This window comes from Sphingopyxis granuli (assembly GCF_001559015.1).
GTDB lineage: Bacteria > Pseudomonadota > Alphaproteobacteria > Sphingomonadales > Sphingomonadaceae > Sphingopyxis > Sphingopyxis granuli.
Genome location: NZ_CP012199.1, coordinates 2,877,089 through 2,898,694 on the forward strand (window position 1 = coordinate 2,877,089; position 21,606 = coordinate 2,898,694).

Here is a 21,606-nt window from a genome sequence, read left to right on the forward strand (position 1 = left end):
GTCCAAACCGCGCTTGACATCTGGATATTTGTAGGAAAGAAAAAACCGATTTGGTTATCGGAGCCGCACCATGATCAACAGCATCCGCACCGTCCGCCGCGCAAAGGGCCTGACATTGGAAGAGGTCGCGCAGCGATGCGATCCGCCGACGACCGCGCAAACGATCGGCCGTCTCGAAACCGGCACACGCACGCTTTCGCTCGGCTGGATGAACCGGATCGCGAAAGCGCTCGGCGTCGAGGCAGCCGAACTCGTCCGGCTTCCGCAGGACGCGCAACTCACCATCACCGCGCTGCTCGGCGCCGACGGCGCGCAGGCGCCGACGCGGGTCGAACAGGCGCTGACCGCGCGGCCGGGCGAGGACATGGTCGCCGTGCGCGTCACCTCGTCGATCGGCGATTATCGCGCGGGCGACGAAATCTGGTGCCGGCGGATCGAAAGCGACTGGACGGCTGCGCTCAACCGCGACCTGCTCGTGCCGCGCCCCGCCGGACGCTATATCTTCGCCCGCCTGCTCAACGTCGACGGCGAAAAGCTTCATCTGCTGCCGCTCGGCGTCGGGCAGCGGCAGCAGGTGGTGAGCAATCCGCCCTGGGCTGCGGTCGCGGTGCGGCTGATCCGCACGCTGTGAGGTTCGCTCCCATGTGCCAGACTCTCGCCCTTGCGACTCCGGACCCGATCGGCAATTATTCCTTTTCCACAGGTAACCGTTCCCCGGCGAAAGCCGGGGTCCAGATGGCACAGCGCTGCCCCGTGTGGACCCCGGCTTTCGCCGGAGCACAGACCCTTACTTGCCTGAAGGATATATACGCCGACCCGATCCGGGGGAAGCAATCCAGGGCGGTTCGCGCACGCTCTGGATTGCCGCGTCGCCTTCGGCTCCCCGCAATGACGCATTCCGTCTATCCGTCGCCGTGACGCTCCGCATCCTCTCGATCGCCACGCTGTTTCCCGACGCGGCGCGGCCGAACTTCGGGCTGTTCGTCGAAAAGAGCCTGCGCGCGCTGGCGCAGCAACCGGACATCGCCCTGACCGTCGTCGCGCCGGTCGGCCTGCCGCCCTTCCCGCTGTCGCTCCACCCGCGCTATCGCGCGCTGCGCAGCCTGCCGCGAACCGAGACGTGGAACGGCCTTGTCGTGCATCGTCCGCGCTTCCCGCTGATCCCGCGCCATGGCGCGCGCTTCAACCCCGCGCTGGTGGCGCGCGCGGTGCTGTCGGCGGTGCGCGGCGCGGCGTTCGACGTCGTCGACGCGCAATTCTTCTATCCCGACGGCCCAGCCGCGATGCGGGTCGCGGCGGCGCTCGGCCTGCCCTTCTCGGTCAAGGCGCGCGGCGCCGACATCAGCCATTTCGGCCATGCCGCGGCGACGAAGGCCCAACTGCTCGCCGCCGCCGACGGGGCCGCCGGGCTGCTCGCCGTCTCCGAATCGATGCGCCGCGACATGGCGGCGATCGGAATCGATCCCGGCAAGGTCGCGATCCATTACACCGGCATCGACGGCGCGCGCTTCCGCCCCGGCGATCGCGCCGCCGCGCGCGCGGCGCTCGGCATCGGGACCGATCCCGTCATCGCCACCGTCGGCGCGCTGATCCCGCGCAAGGGCCAGGCGCTGGTGATCGAGGCGCTGCCCATGCTGCCCGGCGTGCACTATTGGCTTGCCGGCGCGGGGGAAGAAGAAGGCCGCTATCGCGCGCTTGCCGAGCGGATCGGCGTCGCCGGGCGGGTCCACATGATGGGCCCGGTCGCCAACGCCGACCTGCCGACGCTCTATCGCGCCGCCGATGCGGTGGTGATGCCTTCGGTCAGCGAAGGGCTGGCCAATGCCTGGGTCGAGGCGCTCGCCTGCGGCACGCCGATCGTGATCAGCGACGCGGGCGGCGCGGCAGAACTCGTCGCCTCACCGGCCGCCGGGCGGATCGTCGAACGCACGCCCGACGCCATCGCCGCGGCGGTGCGCACGATCCTCGCGGCGCCGCCCGGGCAGGCAGAGGTAGCGGCGAGCCTGGCCGGCCGCTTCGACTGGGACCGCAACGGCCGTGAACTCGCCGACCATCTGCGCCGCTGCGCGGGGCGATAGGCCCCGCCGGGTATCAGACCACCGCGCCGTCGTCCGAGCGCGCGACACGCTCGGCGCCGCTGGTCGCGGCCGAGGTGCGCGGCACGAAGCTATGCGGGCCGACCTTCAGCCAGACCAGCACCGGCGTCGACATCAGCACCGACGAATAGGTGCCGACGAACACGCCGAGCAGCATCGCGGCGGTGAAGCCGAAGATCACGTCCGGCCCGAAGACGAGCAGCACGCCCAGCGCCAGGAACATCGCGACGCTGGTCATCACCGTGCGCGACAAGGTCTCGTTGATGCTGAGGTTGAGCAGCGGAATGATCTCCATCTTGCGGTATTTCTTCAGATTCTCGCGAATCCGGTCATAGACGACGATCGTGTCGTTGAGCGAATAGCCGACGATCGTCAGCAGCGCCGCGACGCTGTTGAGATCGAACTGCAACTGCGTCACCGCAAAGAAGCCGAATGTCAGCGACACCTCGTGGAACAGGCGGCCGAGCGCCCCGACGCCGAACTGCCACTCGAAACGCAGCCAGATATAGATGGAGATGCCCAGCACCGCGAGCGCAAGGCTGATCGCGCCGGTTCGCAGCAGTTCGTCCGATACCTTGCCCGAAACGGTTTCGACCGCGCCCGTTTTCGCGTTGGGGAAAGCCTTGTGAATCCCGGCGACCAACTGTTCGCCGGCACGGTCGGCGCTTTCCTTGTCGCCTTCGGGCAATCCCGTGCGGATCGACACCGCGCTGTCCGAACCGAACTGCTGGATCGTCGGTTCGCCGAGGCCGATCTTGTCCACCTCGCTCCGGATCTCCTCGATCGGCGGCATGGTGCCCACGAAATCGACGCGGACGGACTGGCCGCCGACGAAATCGACGCCCAGGTTCAGCCCGCGCACCGCGACGAGCGCGATCGAGAGGACGACGAGCAGGAAGCTCATGGTCGAGGCGACCTTCCGCCAGCGCAGAAAGTCGATGTTCGTATCGTCGGGGACGAGTTTCAGCAGGCGCATCGTTCAGCTCCCTCAGATATGGATCGCCGTCGGGCGCTTGGCGCGAAGCCAATGCGCGACGAACATGCGCGTGACGGTGACGGCGGTGAAGACGCTGGTGACGATACCGATGGTCAGCACCACCGCGAACCCCTTGATCGGGCCCGACCCGAACCAGAACATCAGCGCCGCCGCGATGACGTTGGTGACGTTGGCGTCGAAGATCGCGCGGCTCGCCTCGGTATAGCCCAGCTCGACCGCCTGGAACGGCCGGCGTCCGCGTTTCAGCTCCTCGCGAAGCCGTTCGTTGATCAGCACGTTCGCATCGACCGCGGCACCGATGGTCAGCACGAAGCCCGCGATGCCCGGCAGGGTCAGCGTCGCGTTGAACGCCGCCATGGTCGCGATGATCAGGAAGACGTTGAAGATCAGCGCGATGTTCGCATAGACGCCGAAGCGGCCATAGACGACGAGCATCAGCACCAGCACCGCGACGGTCGCGATGATCCCGGCGATCACGCCCTTCTCGATCGAATCGGCGCCGAGTTCGGGCGTCACCGTCCGTTCCTCGACCACCGTCATCTTCACCGGCAGCGCGCCCGAGCGCAGCGAGATGGCGAGCGCATTGGCGCTGGCGACCGAGAAGCTGCCCGAAATCTGCGCGCTGCCGCCCAGGATCGGTTCGTTGATCGACGGCGCCGACAGCACCTGGCCGTCGAGCACCATCGCGAAGCGCTTGCCAACATTCTGCGCGGTGACGCGCGCGAAAGTATTCGAGCCCGCGGCGTCGAACCGGATCGTCACCACCGGCTGGTTCGACTGCGGATCATAGCTTTGCCGCGCGTCGATGAGCTGCTCGCCGCTGATCATCACCTGCCGGCTCAGCACCTCGAACGGCGCCCCGCCGCCTTCGCCCTTGGCATAGGGCACGATCTCGCTGCCGACCGGCACGCGGCCCTGCATCGCCTCGTTCGGGTCGGCGTTGGCGTCGACCATGCGGAATTCGAGCCGCGCGGTCTTGCCGATCAGGTCCTTCAGCGCCTTCGGGTCCTGAAGTCCCGGCACCTGGACGACGACCCGGTCGTCACCCTGGCGGATGATCGTCGGTTCGCGCGTGCCGAGCGCGTTGACGCGGCGGTCGATGATGTCGCGCGCGGTGTCCATCGCACGGCTGACCGCCTGCGCCTGTCCGGCACGGGTCGGGGTCAGCACGATGCGCGTCGTGTCGACGACGTCGATGTTCCAGTCGCGCTGGCCGGTCAGCCCGGCGCCCTGCGTCTCGGCGAACAGCCGCTCGCGCGCGGCGTCGAGCTTCGTCTGGTCGCGGACGAGGAAACTGATCTTGCCACCCGCGTTCGACAGTTCGCCGATCGCGATGTCGTCGTCGGCGCCGCGTTCGCCGCGCATCGCGGTACGCACCGTCTTTTCCATGTTGGACAACTGCGTCTTCTGCAGGTCGGCGACGTCGGCCTCGAGCAGAAGGTGGCTGCCGCCCGCAAGGTCGAGGCCCAGGTTGACCTTGATCTGGGCAAAGCCGGGAAGGCTTTCGAACGCCTTCGTTGGCAGGAAGCTGGGAATGGAAAAGAGGATGCCGGCCAGCAGGATGAGGCTGATGCCGAGGGTCTTCCAGCGCGGGAAATCGAGCATGACTGGGATTCCGTTGGTCTGGGCGGAAGCGGCGGTCGCCGCCGCCGCATCAGTCGTTGGCGGGCTTGCCGCCGGGCTGGAGAACGTCCGACAGGGTCGATTTGACGACCTTGATCTTCACGCCCTGCGCGATTTCGACATCGGCGAAATCATCGTCGACGCGCGTCACCTTGCCGACGATGCCGCCGCCAGTAACGACCTGGTCGCGCGGCTTCACCGCCGCGATCTTGGCGCGATGTTCCTTCATCCGCACCTGCTGCGGGCGGATCAGGAAGAACCAGAACACAACGAAGATCAGGACATAGGGCGCCAGCATCAGCAGGCTGGCGGCCCCGCCCCCCGATCCGGCCGCCTGGGTCAGAAGCAATGTCGTCGACATGGATGAAAACTTTCCGTTCGAAAGCGCCGCCGCCCGCAGGAAGGGCCGGCGCATAGAAATATGGCGCGGCGCCTATCACGCAGGGGCGGCGCGCGCAACCGGCGGCTTGAGCCCTCCCCGCGACAGGCCGCGGCAAGATGGGGACCGGACAGCGCCGATCAAGAGCCGCCATCCGTCCGTCGCATACCGCCCCCGGCTCTCCTCAGGAGAGCCTTGCATCGCCGGCCAAGCCGCGCTAGGGGCCTCGCCTGCCCAATCGGGCCGGTCGGGACGTAGCGCAGCCTGGTAGCGCATCACACTGGGGGTGTGGGGGTCGGAGGTTCGAATCCTCTCGTCCCGACCAAATTTCTTCGATTATATTCAATCGCTTGTGCGAGCTCTTTTGGCGACTGGACTTCGATTCGCGCCTATTCGCCACCCGCTGATGGTGCACTGGTGGTGCAGTCGATCCGGAACGTCCGGGGAGTATGAGCGGCGATATTTCGCGATACGGCGGATGATTCCAAAGGCGCGGGCGGGAGAAGCGGCGGAACGCTCCTCCCCGCACCGCGGTCAGAAAATCTCGAATAGACCGGCGCCGCCCATGCCGCCGCCCATGCACATGGTGACGACACCATATTTGATGCCGCGCCGCTTGCCTTCGTGCATCACATGCCCCGTCATCCGCGCGCCCGACATGCCATAGGGGTGGCCGATCGAGATCGCACCGCCCGACACGTTGAGCCTGTCGTTCGGAATTCCGAGATGATCGCGGCAATAGAGCACCTGGCTCGCAAAGGCTTCGTTCAGTTCCCACATGCCGATGTCGTCGATCGACAGGCCGTGCTTTTCCAGCAGTTTAGGAATCGCGAAGACGGGGCCGATGCCCATCTCCTCGGGCCCGCAGCCGGCGACCGCCAGCCCGCGATAGGCGCCCAGCGGCGTCAGTCCGCGCCGCTGCGCCTCTCCCGCTTCCATCACCACCACGGCGGCGGCGCCGTCGGAAAGCTGCGAGGCGTTGCCCGCGGTGATGAAACGGCCTTCCTCGATCCGCTGGCCATTCTTGTGAACGGGTTGCAGCCGCGCCAGATCCTCGATCCGCGTCTCCGGCCGGTTGCCTTCATCGCGATCCAGCGTCACCTCTTTGCGCGAGGTTTCGCCGGTCGCCTTGTCGGTGACCGTCATGGTCGTGGCGACCGGTATGATCTCCGCATCGAAACGGCCGGCACGCTGTGCCTCCGCGGTTCGCTGCTGCGATTGAAGCGCATATTCGTCTTGCGCCTCGCGGCTGATGTTATAGCGATCGGCGACGATCTCCGCCGTTTCGAGCATCGCCATATAGAGTTGCGGCACCTCGGCAATCAGCTTGGGGTCGCCGGCACGATAACCGTTCATGTGGCTGGTCTGGACGAGACTGATCGATTCGACGCCGCCGGCGACGGCGATCGCCTGCTCGCCGGTCTGAATGCGATTGGCCGCGGCGGCGATCGCCATCAGGCCCGAGCCGCATTGCCGATCCAGGGTCGTGCCCGGCACCGACTGCGGCAACCCCGCCCAGAGCGCGCCCTGCCGCGCCACGTTGAAACCGGTGGACCCTTGCTGAAGCGCGCAGCCCATCACGACATCCTCGACCTCGCCCGGATCGATCCCTGCGCGCGCGACCGCTGCGCCGATCGCGTGGCCGGCCAGCGCCTGGCCCTGGGTGTCGTTGAACGATCCACGATAAGCCCTGCCGATCGGGGTGCGCGCGGTTGCGACGATGACAGCTTCCCTCATGAAAACTCCTGCGAATGGTAAATTAAGAATATAAGTATGGTTGCAATGCACGACACATAATGTCAATAGCACCGAAATTGAGAGTTATAGAAGGCTTTGGCGCCCGCGCGCGACACATGCCGGAAACGAGGGGGAGGCAAGATGGTGGCTTGCACGCGAAGGCCGGTCGAACTGTTCAGCGAGGGCACTCGCCTCGCCGCCGAAATCTTCATGCCCGAACGACCGTCTCCGAATGGCTTCCCGGCCATTCTCCTCTGCCACGGATGGGGCGGGCTGAAGGATCATCTCGCGCGCTATGCCGGGAAATTCGCCGAGGCCGGCTATGCGGCCATGACCTTCGATTACCGCGGCTGGGGCGAATCCGACGGCCGGGTGATCGCGGCCCGCGATGTGCCGCCGCTGCGCGAGGCGGGCGAGCGCACGCTGAACGTGCGCGTGTTGCGCGAAATCGTCGACCCCGTCGACCAGACGACCGATATTCGCAACTGCCTTGCCTATCTGGCGAGCGAACCGGGCGTCGATGCGGGCCGGATCGGTATCTGGGGCACCAGCTATGGTGGCGGCCATGCGGTCTTCACCGCGGGCCACGATGATCGCATCAAGGTCGCGGTGGCCCAGATCGGCGGTTTCGGCTTTCCGCCCGAGCATCGCGAATGGGCGCGCGGCCGCGCCGCCGACAAGGCGCGCGGGCTGATCGACACGATTGTTCCGCAGAACGGGGTCGATGGCGTCGAGGGCCTGAAGGGCACGCCCGACGTCGCTCGCATGGCCGAGCATTCACAGTTGCAGGCCGCGGCGAGAGTGAGCGTCCCGACGCTGATCATCGACGCCGAATATGAGGAACTCAACAACCGGCTCGAGCACGGCTTCGCCGCCTATATGATGATCCGGCAGAATGCGCCGGCCGAATATCACACCTACCCGTGCAAACATTATGACGTTTACGAAGAATATTTCGACCCATCGACCGATCTGGCCCTGGGCTGGTTCGACAAATATCTTTGATTCCCGAGGATGATATCATGAGCACCAACGACGACATCGCGGCCTATATCGACGAAGCGCTGCGCAGGGCGCGGGTCGTCGACGACGTGCCCGCGGATACCCCCCTCCTGCCGATCGCCAAGGTGGGCATAGTCGGGGCCGGCACGATGGGCGGCGGCATTGCGATGAACTTCGCCAATGTCGGCATCCCCGTGCATATCGTCGAGGCGCGGCAGGATGTGCTCGACCGCGGCCTCGCGACCGTGCGCGGCCATTACGAGCGCAGCGCAAGCCGCGGACGCTTCCCGCTCGAAGAGGTCGACATGCGGATGGCGCGGATCGCATCGTCGCTCGACATGGCCGATCTTGGCGACTGCGACCTGATCATCGAGGCCGTGTTCGAGGATATGGAACTCAAGAAGAGCATCTTCGCGCGGCTCGACTCGGTCGCCAGGCCGGGAGCCATCCTCGCATCGAACACATCGGGTCTCGACGTCGACGAGATCGCGGCGGCGACGAGCCGGCCCGAATCGGTGATCGGCCTCCATTTCTTCTCACCCGCCAACGTGATGAAGTTGCTGGAGATCGTTCGCGGCAAGGCAACGTCCGACAGCGTCATCGCCACGTCGCTGGAGATGGCGCGGCTGATCCAGAAGATCGCGGTCGTGGTCGGCGTCTGCCCCGGCTTCGTCGGCAACCGCATGCTCTATCCCCGGCAGATCCAGGCGCAGGAACTGCTGCGCCGCGGCGCGATGCCGTGGGATGTCGATCGGGTGCTGAAGGATTTTGGTTTCAAGATGGGACCGTTCGAGATGAGCGACCTCGCCGGGCTGGACATCGGGTGGAGCAAGGGCGCCAGAACCGACAGTCCGCTCCGCGATGCGCTGTGCGAACGCGACCGGCGCGGGCAGAAGACGGGCGCCGGCTATTATGATTATGACGAGAACCGCCGGGCGATTCCGTCGGACGAGGTCGCCGCGCTGATCCGCGAAACACTCGATGTCGAGGAGGATAGCGACATTCCTTCGGATCGGGATATCCTCGAAACCTGCCTGTTCCCGCTCGTCAACGAAGGCGCGAAAATCCTGGAGGAGCGGATGGCGCAACGGCCTTCCGACATCGATATAGTCTGGATGTTCGGCTACAACTGGCCCCAGCATACCGGCGGCCCGATGCGCTGGGCGGACGGCGTCGGGCTCGATCGCGTCAAGGCCAAGGCCGACGAACTGGGCGCCGGCAATCCGTGGTACAAGCCCGCGCCGCTGCTGGCCGAGTTGGCGGCGAGCGGACGGAGTTTCGCCGACCTATAGGCGGTCGGCCTCTTCGTCGGCCGAACCCCGGAAACCGTAGAGAAGCGGTCGGACGAACAGGTCGGCCGCATTCTCGCGCGTGGCCGCCGGCACCCAGCGTTGCAGTTCCTGGGCCGAGTTGATCGTCGCCGTCACCATTTCCGCCGCGATGCGCATGTCGCAGACGCGGACCGAGCGGTCGATCAGCCCGTCGTTGAGCATGTCGGCAAAGCGCAGCGTCGACAATGACAGGCGGCGCGCCATCTCCTCGCGAAGGTCGAGACCGACCGCGGTCAGGGCCGATGTGCGCAACAGGATGCCGCTCGGGTCCATCTGCCGCGACACCAGCGAGACCGTGGCGGCCGCGACATGCGACAGCCCGTCCATTTCCCCGGCCATGGCGATGTCCTGCGCCTGGCGGATGATATCGAAGGTGCGTTCGAAACAGGCGACGACCAAACCGTCGCGCGTGTCGTTATAGTGGTAGAACGCCCCCTTGGTAACGTGCAGGCTTTCCGAAATGCGATCGACCGCCGCCCCTCGATACCCGATGTCGTTGATGAGTTCGGTCGCGGCGCGCAGGAAGGATTCCTGGGTCAGCCGTTCGGAATCCTCGAAAGGCGTGGGCATGTCGCGATGGCTCGCCAGCAGGTCGGCGGGTTTCTCGGCGATCCCGTTGAGCAGGATATTGCCGAGATGCCCCGCGACGCGCGAGAAGTCGGAGGGCATGTAGCCGCCGATCCAGACTACCGACCACAGCAGTTGCGAGATCAGGAAATGCGCATTGGCGGCCCGCTGGTCCGCGGTCCAGGGCGCGTCGCCGGGCCGGAACAGCCGGCAGGTCGTCCGAAAGAATTCGACATAGGCCTTGCCCACCGCCTGCCGCTGCGGGTCGGCGAGCGCACGCAGGTCGCCGAAATGAACGGTCTCCGGCCGCCGGCCGCTGCGAATCTCGGCCTGGAGGCTGAAATAGCCTTCGACGAAGGCCGCAATGCGCTCCTCGAAGGAGTCGATAGGCAGGACATCTTCGACCAGTTGCTGGTGGACCGCGATCGAATGGAGGAACGCCGCGCCCGCCAGATCGTCCTTGCGCTTGAAATAATAGCGCAGGCTTTTGAGGTTCAGCCCGATCTCCGCCGCGACGACGGCCAGCGTGGCATCCTTCAGCCCCAGCCGGTTGATGACGGCCGCCGCGGCATTCAATATCTCCGCCTTGCGCCGGTCGAACTTCGAAAGCGTCCGCTCCCTGGGGGGCTCGAGATGCAAGATGCCGTGGTCGCTCAATCTGGTGCCTTCGATGAATTGCGGTGGCGGCCGCCCTCCGGGCTGCGCCGGTCGCACACTAGCCGCCGATCCGCAAACGACAAGACCCCGCAAGCAACGCGCTTGCGGGGTCGGATGTCCTCGCCTCGATTCCCGGCGGTCAGAAGCGATAGCGGCCCGTGACGGTCCAATAACGGTCGGGACCGTAATAGCCGCTGAGGCGCTGGACCGTGCCGCCGACGTTCTGAATGATCGAATTGTCCGAATAGATCTTGCGGAACAGGTTGCTGACCGTGCCCGTGATATCGAGACGCTCGTCCCTGGTGCGATAGGTCAGCGTCAGCCCGACGACGGTGCGGCCGCCGACGCGGTTGCGGTTGAAGGCGTCGGTATAATAGCCGCTCTGATACGTGACCGAACCGCCCGGATAGAGATAGCCGGTCGAACCGAGGTCGAAGCCGTAATAGCCATAGAGCGATGCCTTGTGGCGCGGCGTGCGCGGCACTTCGTTGCCCGACAGGTCGCGGAAATAGAGCGGGTTGATCGTCTGGTTGTCCGGGTCGTCGCCCACCGTAGGCGGCTGCGTGATGTCGATGACGCCGCAGCTGGTCGAACCGACGACGGGAGGACAGAAGCTCTTAAAGGTCGGATGAAGATAGGTATAGGTCGCGACGATGTTGGAATGGACGTTCGGCCGCCACGTCACCTGCATTTCGGCGCCGTAGATTTCCGCGAGCCTGGCATTGGTGAAGGTGGAGAATACCGGCCCCAGCGACGGCTCCGTGCGCGGCGGGACGGGCGGCAGGATGTTGGCCGAACTGATCGGAATCTGCATGTCGTGGAACTTCTGATAGAAGATCGACCCGTCGAACCGCAGCCCGCCCGCCGTATAGTTTCCGCCGATTTCATAGACGTCGAGATGCTGGGAATCGGAGATATTATAGGGCGGAAGCCCCTGCCCCAGCGTGAAGGCGGACGACTGATAGCCGCGCGAATAGCTGAGATAGAGCTGGTCGCCCGACGACGGCCGCCACGCCAGCGCCGCCCGGCCCGACAGGCCGCGATCGCGCCGGAACGGGTTCGCCGAATGCACGGCGGGGCTGACGTCGCTCGCATAGAAAGGCGGGTAGTAATAAATATAGCGGAAGTCGGTCAGCGCTTCCTTTTCGTCCCACGTATGCCGCAGGCCGCCGTCGAAGCGGATCGTGTCGGTGATGTCGTAGGTGACGTTGCCGAACAGGGCGGTCGAACGGATGTCGTATATGTTGCGCTGCTCGAATTCGGCTTTGAGCGGGTTGCCGCCAGGGATGATTCCGCCGCCGCCGCCCTCGACCAGCACGTCGTCGGCGCCGGGAATCGCTTCCCAATAATGCTCGTTGAAATGCTGGTTGAAATAATAGGCGCCGAGAATCCAGCTCAGCCGCGATCCCGGCTTGCTTTCCAGCCGCGCTTCCTGCGACCAGAAGTGGTTATCATTCTCGTAATTGCTCGTATATTGGGTCGGCACGATCGTGCCGGGGGCAAAGGGGTCGGTCGGCGCCGCCGCGTAGCTGGAGCGCGAGGTCAGGTCGCGATCCGCCGTTCCGGTCGAGACATAGGTCTGGTAGCCGCCGACATAATAGAGCGTCGCGAAGCCGAGATCGAGGTCGGCGTTGGTGATCGTCTGGAAATTGTCCCGCAGCCGGTCATAGCCGACGGTATCGACGTTGATCTGATAGGGCTCGGTCGCCGTCGGACCCGTATATCCATATTGCGGATTGGGCGACAGGCCGCCGAACACGGGACCCGCGCTGTTATAGCTCGTCATCGTCGGATAACCCGGCTGATTGCTATAGCGGAAGGTCGTCGACCGGTTGCGGATATGAAACCCGCCGATCCGCCACTCGAGTTGCAGTTCGACATAGAGATTCTTGACCGCGAAGCCCGCGTCCTGCAGGCCCAGCGAACCCGGCGCCAGATTCTTCATGATGCTTGGCGTGATGTAGCGCTGCGCCCCCAGACGGAAACCGAGGTTGTCGGTGATCGGCCCCGAAATGTTCATGCCGTAATTATAGGCGCCTTCGCGACCGATGCCGACCTGCGCCTGACCGACGAATTCAGGCGTCGGCGCGCGCGACTGGACGTTGATCGCCCCGGCGAGCGCGTTGCGCCCATAGGTGGTTCCGGCCGGACCGCGCGTGAACTGGACATTGCCGCCGAACAGCGTGCTTTCCGCGATGTTCGAAGGCACCAGGTTGATGAAGCCGTCGACATATTGGATGACGGTATTCTCCTGGCCGAGCAGAGTCTGCGCAGTCTGGCGGCCGACGCCGCGCACGTTGATGCCGAAATCCTCCGTGAAATTGAATCCGGGCTGGATGTCCAGCAACTGGCGGGCGGTCCCGACACCGGCGAGGTTGCGCTGTTCGGCGGTGATGACCGCCTTCGACTGCGACGATTCGAGAAGCTTCTGGAAGCGGCTGCCCGACACGACGATCGCGCGTTCCTCGACCACATCCTTCCTCTGCGCCGTCTCGGCATCCTCCGCCCGATCGCCCGTCTCCGGCGCCTCCTGCGCCATTCCGGCGAGCGGCGACGCCGCCAGCATCATGGCAAAATATGCACCGCCTGCGCGCAAAAATCCTTTCGACCGCATAAATCCTCCCCTGTTGCCCATTCATCGGGTGCCGATGATGACACACCATATTTCTCAAAAATACTCTGAACCGATTCGATCTCTCCGTCAATATCTGGATTTTAGGGCGGAATAGAGGCGGAAAAGCTCCCGATTATGCCTTCGCCACAAGCACATACCTTTATTCTTATCCGGTGTTATGCCAACCCCGCCGACTGCGGGCCGTCCATCAGGCCGAAGCCAACCCGGTGATCGTCCCGGCCCAAGCCGGCCCGCCTCGCCCGCCATCGCGGGGAAAGGTACCGATAGAGATTTCAAGAATGCAATATATTCAGATATTGTCCGCGATTAGTAAAGGTATCGAATCATATTGAGAAAATAGGTTTGCAATATCCGGCATCGGGGATAGAGCATTAGCGTCGAGTTGCCGGGGAGAGGTCGAATGCGCGAATTTGAAGGCAGAACCGCCGTGATCACCGGCGGGGCCAGCGGGATCGGTCTCGCCTTCGCTCACCTGTTCGGCCGGAACGGCTGCCGCATCATGCTCGCCGACATAGAATCGACCGCGCTCGACAGCGCGGTCGAGGGTCTGCGCAAGGCCGGCATCGCCGCTTTCGGCGAGATCGCCGACGTCGCCGAACCCGCGTCGGTCGAACGGCTCGCCGCGCGCACCTTCGACCGGTTCGGCAAGGTGCATCTGCTCTTCAACAACGCCGGCGTTTCGATTACCGGCCCGACCTGGCGGATGAGTCCCGACGACTGGCGCTGGGTGTGGGACGTCAACGTCTGGGGCGTCGTCAACGGCATCCGGGCCTTCCTGCCCGCCATGATGGCCCATGGCGAGGAGGCGCATGTCATCAACACCGGCTCGCTCGCTTCCTTTTTCGGCAATGGCGACCATGCGCCCTATTGCTCGTCGAAGGCCGCGGTGCTCGGGATAAGCCAGTCGCTCTACAGCGAAATGAAGGCAATGAAGACGCGGGTCGGCGTCACGATCGTCTGTCCGGGCATGGTGGCGACGCGGATTCACCAGAGCTGGCGCAACCGCCCCGACGCGGATCGGCCCTGGAGCGATCGCGAATATGCCGACCTGGCGTTCCGGGAAGGCAGCGAGGCCTTCCAGGGCGCCGGCCTCTCGCCCGACGTGATCGCCGAGGCGACACTGGACGCGGTTCGCAACGATCGCTTCTATTCCTTCTCGGGCGACCGCTGGCCTTTCTTCATACGCGGCGCGCTGGAACCGACGCTGCGCGGCGACAATCCCCCGGTCGCGACCTGGGGAGAAGACCGGCGGAGCGAGCAGGAGCGCGCCCCCGCCCCATGGGCAGCCGCGGCAAGCGGGGCATAGGGCGATGTTCCGCACCCCCGACGCGGCCGAGCTGGCCTGTCATGAGGAGCATCTCGCACGTGAAGGCTATGTCATCGTTCCCGAGCTTCTCGACGCCGCGGGATGCGGGACGGTGCTGGCGGCGATGCAGGCCCTCCACGCACCGGAGACTTTTGGCGACAACGACTTCACGGGCTTTCGCACGAAGCGGGTGTTCAATCTGTTCGCCCGGACGCGCGCGCTCGATCCGCTGCTCCGCAACCCCGCCCTGCTCCGTCTCGTGCGCTCGATACTGGGGCCCGAAGCCCAGCTTTCGATCGCTTCGACGATGGAAATCCATCCCGACGAGACACCGCAGGCGCTGCACCGCGACGATGCCTATTTCCCCGTCAATCCGCATCCGCCGCTGGTCGTCAATACGATGTGGGCGCTCTCCGACTTCACCGACGCGAACGGCGGAACGCGGATCGTCCCCGGATCGCACCGCCAGCCCGGCCCGGTCGACCCGGCCGCCGCGTCGATCGCGGTGGAGATGCCGCGCGGATCGGTGCTGCTGTGGGATGGCCAGCTGTGGCACGGCGGCGGCGCGAACCGCACTGGCGAACCGCGTTTCGGCGTCTCGCTGAATTTCTGCCGCGGCTGGATCCGGCAGCAGGAAAACCAGTATCTCAGCCTCGATCCGGCGCTCGTTCGCATGCTTCCCGACGAGGTGCAGAAACTGCTCGGCTACGACATATGTCAGTTCGTCGGCTGGGTGGACGGCCGCCATCCGATGCGCGCCATCGTTCCCGAGGTCCGTGCGCGCATCCACGCCGGCCTCCATCGCGGGACGCCGGCGCGCTAATATGGTGGAATCAAAGTTCTTGTCCTCATCGTCACCCCGGGCTTGACCCGGGGTCCCGCTTTTCCTCCGTCCGTGCGCGAAAGGAAGCGGGATCCCGGGTCAAGCCCGGGATGACGGAATCGATGGGGCGAACTTCAATTCCAGATGACTATACCCCAATGACATCAGACGGACTCGTCACCCGCGAGCGGCAAAGCCGCGCGGCAATCCAGAGTAGGCTTAAAAACGCCCTGGATTGCTTCGCCGCCCCCAATGACGAGGCCATTCCGTCACCACGGCCCGGGCGCCGCCGGCGCTTCCCTCATCCGCCGAATTGCGTCTTTCCGGCGGCCGTCATCCCGGCGTCGATCACCAGATCGTGGCAGTTGACGAAAGCCCCCTCGTCGCTGGCGAGATAGAGCGCGCCATAGGCGATGTCGCGCGGCAGGCCCGCGCGGCGCAGCGGCGTCGCATTCGCCAGGTTGCGCTGAAGCTTGGCCATCGTCGCCTCGACCCGCTCGCCCTCCATTCCCGCCGCCCTTTCCGATCCGCCGAAGAAGATCGGCGTCGCGATGCCGCCGGGCGCGATGCTGTTGACCCGCACGCCGAAGGGCGCCAGTTCGATGCCCGCGACCTTCGTCAGGTGCCGGACGGCCGCCTTCGCGGGGCCATAGAGATATTCGCCGTAATCGGTTCGCAGCGCCGCGACGCTGGCATTGTTGATGATCGCGCCCGATTTCTGCGCCTTCATCACCGGCGCGGCATGTTTGATGCCGAACAGGACGCTGCCCAGCAGCAGATTCATCGCATGATGGAATTCGTCGCCCGTTACCGTTTCCATCGCGCCGGGGGTGGGACCGCCGGCATTGTTGAACAGGCAATCGAGGCGACCGTGGGCGGAAAGCGCGGAATCGATCGCCGCCTTGATGTCGGCCTCCCGGGTGACGTCGCCTTGGACGAAGCGGGCTGACGGCCCGACCCGCGCCGCGATCTCCTGTCCCTTGTCGGCATTGCGGCCCGTGAAGACGACCCTCGCGCCCTCCTGGACGAACAATTCGACCGTCGCCTCGCCGATACCGCTGGTGCCGCCGGTGATCACCGCCACCTTGCCTTCAAGGCGCTGCCCCATGATTCGTCTCCCTCAATAAGTCGCGGATTCGTCCGCCAGGCGGTCCTGAAGCTCGCGCTTCAATATCTTGCCGATCGCGCTGCGCGGCAGTTCGTCGACGATGCGCACATCGGCCAGCCGCTGCATCTTGCCCAGCCGCGCATTGGCGAAATTGCGCAATTCGCCGCCGCCGATCGTCGCGCCGGCGGCCAGCGTGACGAAGCCGACGGGCGTCTCGCCCCACTGGCGCGATGCGGCGCCGATCACGGCCGCTTCGTCCACGGCGGGATGCTCGCGCAATATCTCTTCGAGATCGACCGGATAAATGTTGAACCCGCCCGACACGATCATGTCCTTCCGGCGCCCGATCAGCGTGAAGAAGCCTTCCGCGTCGACCATCGCCAGGTCGCCGGTGCGGATGAAGCGCTCCCCCTCGGGGCTGATCCATTCGGCCTCGGCGGTCTTCGCGGGTTGATTGTAATAGCCGGTCATCATCGCGCCCGATCGGCCCACGACCTCGCCGACCTCGCCTGCGCCGAGGAGCCGGCCCTGCCCGTCGATCAGGCGAATATCGTGTCCGGGCATTGGCTGACCGACGGTGGCCAGCTTGTCGGGATGCTCGTGCGCGACGAGCATGCAGGACCCGCCGCCCTCGGTCATGCCATAATATTCGATCAGCCCTCCCAGCCAGCGCTTCAGCACCTCGGCCTTCAATTCGGCGGAGAAAGGTGCCGATGTCGCGAATTTGAGCTGGAAGCTCGACAGGTCGAACTTGTCGAAATCGGGAACGTCGAGGATGCGGCGATATTGCACGGGGACGAGCATCGTGTGGGTGACGCGATGGCGCTCGGCCAGTTCCAGATAGCGCCTGGCGTCAAATTTGGGCATCAGTACGACCGTGCCGCCGCCCGCCAGCGCCGGAATGAAATGGACGAGGGTCGTGTTCGAATAGAGCGGGGTCGAGACGAGCGCCACCGCGTCCGGCCCAAATCCCGGCGGGTCGGCCGGATTGTTGTGAGGCCAGCGCATGCGGTGCGACTGCACGATCCCCTTCGGCGTGCCCGTCGTCCCGGACGAATAGATGATGTTGAAGGGCAGGTCGGGATCGATCTCGACCGATCGCAATACCGATGCGTCTTCGGGTAGCCAGGCCGCGATCGCCTCGCCCTTCGCCCCCTCCTCCAAAGCGACGCGCCGGGCTCGCAGGCCGGGCTCCACGGGCGCCAGCGTTGCCGACACGGCGGCATCGGTGAACAGGTGGCTCGCGCCGCAATCGTCGAGCATCGCCGCAAGCTGGGCCGGCGTCGCCGAGGGGGCGAGCGGCGAAATCGCCGCGCCGGCGCGCAGCGTTCCGATGAACACCGCGGCATAATCGATGCTGCTGCTCGCGCAGATCGCCACCACCCCGCCGCGGCGCACGCCGTCGCGTTGCAGGCCGGCCGCCACGCGATCGGCAAGCCCGTCGAGTTCGGCATAGGTTGCCCGCGCATCGTCACAGACGATCGCGACACGCTCCGGGCGCTCCGCCGCCTGCAACGCCACGAAGTCCGCAAAAGTCCCGAAATCCCGCCCAATATATTCCGCCATCGCGGCGCTGGCCCCGCTCATTTGAGCTTTTCCAGATACTGGGCGATCGCCATGCGATCGGCGGCGGAGGCGACGGATGGATTGATCATCTTCGTCCCCGGCACCGTTTTCGCCGGATCGGCGATATAGGCGATCATCTCTGCACGGGTCCAGACGCGGCCACTCTTCTGGAGCGCCGGCGAATAGGCATAGTCCGGACGCGTGCCCGCCTTCTTGCCCGCGATGCCGAACAGATTGGGTCCGACGCCGTGCGCCGCACCCGGCGTCGTGGCATGGCATGCCACGCAACGGGCAAAGGCGGGCGGCACGGCGGGCTTCGCCTTGGGTGCCGCCTGTCCCGGCACCGAAGCGATCCACAGCATGGCCGCGCCCCCTGCTGCCACCGAAAGCGTGCGGATAAGGAAAGTCGTCATCATCTATCGTTCCATTATTCAGAAATGCAGCATGTCAAAGCTGGTATCGGTCGGATGAACCGCGCCGAAACCGCTCGCCGTCCCGTCATTTGCCGTCTACGGAAAAGGCCATCAGGACATTGCCATCGGCGTTGCGCATGCTGGCACCGCCGGTTGCCCCCGAACGACCCGCATAGCCGGAATGGACATAAACCATTCCGCCCGCGACCGTCGGCCCCCCGCCGTCCATGACGCCGCCATAGGCGGTCCGCCCGCTCAGCGTCATGATCGGTTCGCTGCCGGTGTCGACGTCCCAGACGATCTTGCCCGTTCCCGCGTCATAAGCGCGGAAATGACCGTCATAGGCGCCCGCGAAGACGATGCCGGGGACGACCGTGATCGCCTGCGACATCGCGCCGTGGCACCAGAAGCTGGTCCAGCGGCATTTCGGCGTCGGCGAATTGGGGCTGTTCCAGATGACCGCGCCGGTCGCGGGGTCGAGCGCCCACAGCCCGGGCTTGCCCTTCGGCCCGAGAACGATGTCGGAAATCGCAGCATAGACGCGCTCCTCGTCGGCGGCGAGACCGAATTCGACACCGCCAAGCGCGCTGCCCTCGCTCAACTGCCGTTCCCAGACGATACGGCCGTCGAGCGGGCTGATGCCGAAGACCTTGCCCGATTTCTGACCGACGAGCAGGATGTCGGTCCCGTCCGGCAGCGCATGCAGGATCACCGCGGCGCCGATCGAGAAGTCGGGTCCCAGCGGATCGGGGCAATTCGCCGGCCGGGCCGGGCCGGTCCGCCAGCAGCCGTCGATGTAATTGTCGTTGGGCGTAAGCTGGCGCGCCCAGCGGATCTCGCCGCTGTCCACGTCGATGGCCAACACCGAATCCGCATTGTCATAGGGCATGTCGGTATAGCTGTTCGACGTGCCGACATAGACGGCGCGGCGCTCGGGATCGATCGTCGGCGCGACCCAGATGGCTCCGCCCGATGGCCCCCACATTTCCTTGCCCGCGCTGTTGATCTTGAACGGCCGGGGTTCGGCCTCGGTGGTATAGCGTTTCCACAGGATGCGGCCCGTCACTGCATCGAGCGCGACGAGGGCGCCGCGGAACTTGCAGCAGACCCAGTCGGGCGATTGCGCGAACGCTTCGTTGCCCGACGATATGGGCACGAAGATCTTGCCCTCCCAATAGACGAGCGAACCCGTCATCTGCAGGCCGGGCTGGTCGTCGATGACGGTTTTCCAGAGCTGCTTGCCGGTGTCGGCATCGATCGCGACCGCGCTCTTGGTCCAGTCCGAATAGAAGAGCGCCGTGCGCGCCTGCGACCCCGCCGGCATTTCTGCGGCGACGACGCTGGTTCGGGTCGCCGCTCCGGCGGCGTGGCGCCAATACACGCAGCCCGTCTTGGCATCGAGCGCATAGACGGCGCCCGACATGCTGGTGGTGAACAGCCTGTCGCCGATCACCGTCGCCTGTCCGTTCTTCGCGCCCGGATATTGGAACGCCCATTTCAGCTTCAGCTTCGGAACATCGGCGGCCGCGAGCCCCGGCTTCGGCTGATAGTGCGCATTGTCGAGCGTGACGCTCCAGCCGTTCCATTGATGCTCGGCCGCCAGGTTGAGGGGGCGCGGCGGCGTGGCGCATTGCGGCGCGTCGAGCGGCGTTCCCTCGACGCCGTCGCCCCAGATCGCCTTGGGATCGACATCGGCCAAGGAGCCTGTATCGACCTCGCTGACATGCCGCGCGATCGCGATCATCTCAGCGTCGGAAAGTCCCGCCGCCATCGGTACCATTGCGCCCGACTTCATCGAAGCGAGGATGAAGCTCGGCGGGTTCTTCGACAGCACTTCGCGCGTCGGCGTGCGATCGGTGGCATTGTCATGACAACTCGCGCAGCGGCTCTGATAAAGGGCGGCGCCGTCGGGCGCCGTCGCATGCGCGGGTGGCGGGCCGGCCTCTTCGGAGGGCGTCGCCGCGGCGTGAGCACAGGCGGCCGCCAGCAACGTGGCGGCAACCCCAAGCAGCCATTTGTATCCGCGACGCGTTTCGCGGCGAGCGGCATCGTTCGCAACCCGATACGCCATCAATAATGATCCTCGAAACGGCCGATCTTGCAGGCATAGCCGTCCGGCGGTGGGGTCAGCCTGAAGCTCTCGGGACTGCTGCCCTTCGGGTGTGAAGCGAGCGTCCGCAACGCCCACAGGTTGAACGCATCGGTGCCGATCTGCGGCCACATATGGCCGTGCGTCGAACTGCACGCGACATGCACCACGTTCGGCTGGCTGCTGAAATAGTTCGAGGCGGCCTGCGTGCTGGGACGGTAATCTGCGCAAAGGCCGATCGCTCCCCCGCAATCCCAGAGATCCTTCTCACCGCCCCAGACGGTAATGACGATTTCCGGCCCTAGTCTCGCAGGCAGCGGATGCGGACCGACCCGGCCCTGAAAGACCTTTTTCGGATCGGCCGCAACCGCTGCGCGGGCGTCGTTGAACGACAGGGGAGAGCCATCGTCGTTCCCGACATACCATTCGCCCGAAATCGGCATCCCGCCCGCCCAGAAGTGCGAATCGAACAGCAGCGCGCGATTGGTCATCGTGCCGCCGGCCGAAATGCCGCCGATGTAATAGCGCTTTCGGTCCAGTTTCCATCGGGTCGCGACGCAGCCGACCATCGCCTTGAAGAAGCGGGCGTCGGGTCCGGCGTCCTGCCGCCATTTGTCGCCTTCCGGGCCCGCGGCCCGTCCGTCGTTCCAGGGATTCCAGTTCCAGCCGTTGCTGCCCGGACCGTTGCAGGCCCCCGCTGCCAGGTCGGGGTCCTGTTCGGCGCATTGACGGATCGGCGCAATGACCATGAAACCCGCCTCGGCCAGCTTCGCGTTGTTGCCGCTCCGCAGGACATGGAGGTTCCAATTGGCTGATTCCACCGTGCCCGACATCGGCACCCACACCGGCGGCAACCTGTCCGTGTCGCCGACCGGCGGCACGACGATGAAAGCCCGCTTCTGTCCCTCGAACTCGAAATCCTTGTTCAGTCCCGCCTGCGGTTCGAATCCTTCGGGACACGCCGGCCGTTCATGCGCGGCCGCGGCGACGGGAGCGATCAGAAGGGTCAGGGCCAGCGCGGCGCCCGAACCGGATCGGCGCATCGCGCGACTCGCAGGAATCAAGACATTTCCCATGATCCACTCCCATATAGCTTCCCCCCTTGCATACTGCGTTTCTCAATATTGTCCAGCACCGCGTTTAACGCCCTGCCCTTCACGCATCGCTGTCCTCACAACGGGATATAAGAAAATGGGGATGCAAAATTCTCCATGAATTTTGATAATTCTGGGTGAAATCGTCATTTTTTGAGAATTTATCCATGTTCCCCTTGCATG

The 21,606-nt window shown here is 65.3% G+C and carries 17 protein-coding genes and 1 tRNA gene; 7 read left to right on the forward strand and 11 right to left on the reverse strand.

The window, feature by feature from the left end; all coding sequences use genetic code 11:
• Positions 1-70 precede the first annotated feature (70 nt).
• A complete protein-coding gene (locus SGRAN_RS13400) occupies positions 71-631 on the forward strand; it encodes a helix-turn-helix domain-containing protein (protein ID WP_067184409.1) in 561 nt (186 codons plus the stop codon).
• A 283-nt stretch (positions 632-914) separates the two neighbouring features.
• Positions 915-2,078, forward strand: a complete 1,164-nt coding sequence (locus tag SGRAN_RS13405; RefSeq protein ID WP_067184411.1) for a glycosyltransferase — start codon at positions 915-917, stop codon at positions 2,076-2,078.
• A 13-nt stretch (positions 2,079-2,091) separates the two neighbouring features.
• Here SGRAN_RS13405 and secF read toward each other — a convergent pair whose 3' ends face one another.
• The 3 genes from secF to yajC are packed head-to-tail and all read right to left on the reverse strand — an operon-like array spanning position 2,092 to position 5,077.
• Entirely contained in the window at positions 2,092-3,072 is a 981-nt protein-coding gene (gene secF, locus SGRAN_RS13410) for a protein translocase subunit SecF (protein ID WP_067184413.1), read from the reverse strand.
• Between the two features lie 12 nt (positions 3,073-3,084).
• Entirely contained in the window at positions 3,085-4,698 is a 1,614-nt protein-coding gene (secD, locus tag SGRAN_RS13415) for a protein translocase subunit SecD (RefSeq protein ID WP_067184416.1), read from the reverse strand.
• A 49-nt stretch (positions 4,699-4,747) separates the two neighbouring features.
• Positions 4,748-5,077, reverse strand: a complete 330-nt coding sequence (yajC, locus tag SGRAN_RS13420; protein WP_067105717.1) for a preprotein translocase subunit YajC — start codon at positions 5,075-5,077, stop codon at positions 4,748-4,750.
• Between the two features lie 266 nt (positions 5,078-5,343).
• Here yajC and SGRAN_RS13425 point away from each other — a divergent pair.
• Positions 5,344-5,420, forward strand: a tRNA-Pro gene (locus tag SGRAN_RS13425).
• Positions 5,421-5,629: 209 nt separating this feature from the next.
• On the opposite strand, the gene SGRAN_RS13430 is transcribed toward SGRAN_RS13425, so the two are convergent.
• A complete protein-coding gene (locus tag SGRAN_RS13430; RefSeq protein ID WP_067184418.1) occupies positions 5,630-6,832 on the reverse strand; it encodes an acetyl-CoA C-acyltransferase in 1,203 nt (400 codons plus the stop codon).
• A 141-nt stretch (positions 6,833-6,973) separates the two neighbouring features.
• Here SGRAN_RS13430 and SGRAN_RS13435 point away from each other — a divergent pair, with 141 nt between their 5' ends.
• A complete protein-coding gene (locus tag SGRAN_RS13435) occupies positions 6,974-7,837 on the forward strand; it encodes an alpha/beta hydrolase (RefSeq protein ID WP_067184421.1) in 864 nt (287 codons plus the stop codon).
• A 17-nt stretch (positions 7,838-7,854) separates the two neighbouring features.
• Positions 7,855-9,126, forward strand: coding sequence for a 3-hydroxyacyl-CoA dehydrogenase (locus tag SGRAN_RS13440; protein ID WP_067187086.1), 1,272 nt, complete (start codon positions 7,855-7,857; stop codon positions 9,124-9,126).
• Here SGRAN_RS13440 and SGRAN_RS13445 read toward each other — a convergent pair.
• Both SGRAN_RS13445 and SGRAN_RS13450 read right to left on the reverse strand, forming a co-directional pair.
• Positions 9,121-10,389: a TetR/AcrR family transcriptional regulator gene (locus tag SGRAN_RS13445; RefSeq protein ID WP_067184423.1), complete on the reverse strand. Its 1,269-nt coding sequence runs from the start codon at positions 10,387-10,389 to the stop codon at positions 9,121-9,123. The genes SGRAN_RS13440 and SGRAN_RS13445 overlap by 6 nt on opposite strands.
• A 139-nt stretch (positions 10,390-10,528) precedes the next feature.
• Entirely contained in the window at positions 10,529-12,958 is a 2,430-nt protein-coding gene (locus SGRAN_RS13450) for a TonB-dependent receptor (RefSeq protein ID WP_067184426.1), read from the reverse strand.
• 466 nt (positions 12,959-13,424) lie between these two features.
• On the opposite strand from SGRAN_RS13450, the gene SGRAN_RS13455 reads away from it, so the two are divergent.
• Complete coding sequence (locus tag SGRAN_RS13455; RefSeq protein ID WP_067184429.1) at positions 13,425-14,330, forward strand: SDR family NAD(P)-dependent oxidoreductase; 906 nt, start codon at positions 13,425-13,427, stop codon at positions 14,328-14,330.
• Between the two features lie 4 nt (positions 14,331-14,334).
• Positions 14,335-15,153, forward strand: a complete 819-nt coding sequence (locus SGRAN_RS13460; protein ID WP_067184430.1) for a phytanoyl-CoA dioxygenase family protein — start codon at positions 14,335-14,337, stop codon at positions 15,151-15,153.
• Between the two features lie 301 nt (positions 15,154-15,454).
• Here SGRAN_RS13460 and SGRAN_RS13465 read toward each other — a convergent pair whose 3' ends face one another.
• The 5 genes from SGRAN_RS13465 to SGRAN_RS23170 all read right to left on the reverse strand — a co-directional run bounded on the left by SGRAN_RS13465 (position 15,455) and on the right by SGRAN_RS23170 (position 21,372).
• Positions 15,455-16,261: an SDR family NAD(P)-dependent oxidoreductase gene (locus SGRAN_RS13465; RefSeq protein WP_067105734.1), complete on the reverse strand. Its 807-nt coding sequence runs from the start codon at positions 16,259-16,261 to the stop codon at positions 15,455-15,457.
• Between the two features lie 12 nt (positions 16,262-16,273).
• A complete protein-coding gene (locus SGRAN_RS13470; protein ID WP_067184433.1) occupies positions 16,274-17,848 on the reverse strand; it encodes a class I adenylate-forming enzyme family protein in 1,575 nt (524 codons plus the stop codon).
• Complete coding sequence (locus SGRAN_RS13475) at positions 17,845-18,243, reverse strand: c-type cytochrome (RefSeq protein ID WP_148650876.1); 399 nt, start codon at positions 18,241-18,243, stop codon at positions 17,845-17,847. Before SGRAN_RS13475 ends, SGRAN_RS13470 begins: the two co-directional genes overlap by 4 nt.
• Positions 18,244-18,325: 82 nt before the next feature.
• On the reverse strand, positions 18,326-20,311 hold the full coding sequence (locus SGRAN_RS13480; protein WP_067184434.1) for an outer membrane protein assembly factor BamB family protein: 1,986 nt from the start codon (positions 20,309-20,311) through the stop codon (positions 18,326-18,328).
• On the reverse strand, positions 20,311-21,372 hold the full coding sequence (locus SGRAN_RS23170; RefSeq protein WP_311879816.1) for a hypothetical protein: 1,062 nt from the start codon (positions 21,370-21,372) through the stop codon (positions 20,311-20,313). Before SGRAN_RS23170 ends, SGRAN_RS13480 begins: the two co-directional genes overlap by 1 nt.
• Between the last annotated feature and the right edge of the window lie 234 nt (positions 21,373-21,606).

What these genes read in the sequence shown, in the direction of transcription:
- SGRAN_RS13475 (WP_148650876.1), bottom strand. Translation starts at nt 18,243, where the DNA reads ATGATGACGACTTTCCTTATCCGCACGCTTTCGGTGGCAGCAGGGGGC.
- SGRAN_RS13440 (WP_067187086.1), top strand. Translation starts at nt 7,855, where the DNA reads ATGAGCACCAACGACGACATCGCGGCCTATATCGACGAAGCGCTGCGC.
- SGRAN_RS23170 (WP_311879816.1), bottom strand. Translation starts at nt 21,372, where the DNA reads ATGCGCCGATCCGGTTCGGGCGCCGCGCTGGCCCTGACCCTTCTGATC.
- SGRAN_RS13460 (WP_067184430.1), top strand. Translation starts at nt 14,335, where the DNA reads ATGTTCCGCACCCCCGACGCGGCCGAGCTGGCCTGTCATGAGGAGCAT.
- SGRAN_RS13435 (WP_067184421.1), top strand. Translation starts at nt 6,974, where the DNA reads ATGGTGGCTTGCACGCGAAGGCCGGTCGAACTGTTCAGCGAGGGCACT.
- SGRAN_RS13480 (WP_067184434.1), bottom strand. Translation starts at nt 20,311, where the DNA reads ATGGCGTATCGGGTTGCGAACGATGCCGCTCGCCGCGAAACGCGTCGC.
- yajC (WP_067105717.1), bottom strand. Translation starts at nt 5,077, where the DNA reads ATGTCGACGACATTGCTTCTGACCCAGGCGGCCGGATCGGGGGGCGGG.
- SGRAN_RS13465 (WP_067105734.1), bottom strand. Translation starts at nt 16,261, where the DNA reads ATGGGGCAGCGCCTTGAAGGCAAGGTGGCGGTGATCACCGGCGGCACC.
- secF (WP_067184413.1), bottom strand. Translation starts at nt 3,072, where the DNA reads ATGCGCCTGCTGAAACTCGTCCCCGACGATACGAACATCGACTTTCTG.
- SGRAN_RS13450 (WP_067184426.1), bottom strand. Translation starts at nt 12,958, where the DNA reads ATGATGCTGGCGGCGTCGCCGCTCGCCGGAATGGCGCAGGAGGCGCCG.
- SGRAN_RS13400 (WP_067184409.1), top strand. Translation starts at nt 71, where the DNA reads ATGATCAACAGCATCCGCACCGTCCGCCGCGCAAAGGGCCTGACATTG.
- SGRAN_RS13430 (WP_067184418.1), bottom strand. Translation starts at nt 6,832, where the DNA reads ATGAGGGAAGCTGTCATCGTCGCAACCGCGCGCACCCCGATCGGCAGG.
- secD (WP_067184416.1), bottom strand. Translation starts at nt 4,698, where the DNA reads ATGCTCGATTTCCCGCGCTGGAAGACCCTCGGCATCAGCCTCATCCTG.
- SGRAN_RS13470 (WP_067184433.1), bottom strand. Translation starts at nt 17,848, where the DNA reads ATGAGCGGGGCCAGCGCCGCGATGGCGGAATATATTGGGCGGGATTTC.
- SGRAN_RS13455 (WP_067184429.1), top strand. Translation starts at nt 13,425, where the DNA reads ATGCGCGAATTTGAAGGCAGAACCGCCGTGATCACCGGCGGGGCCAGC.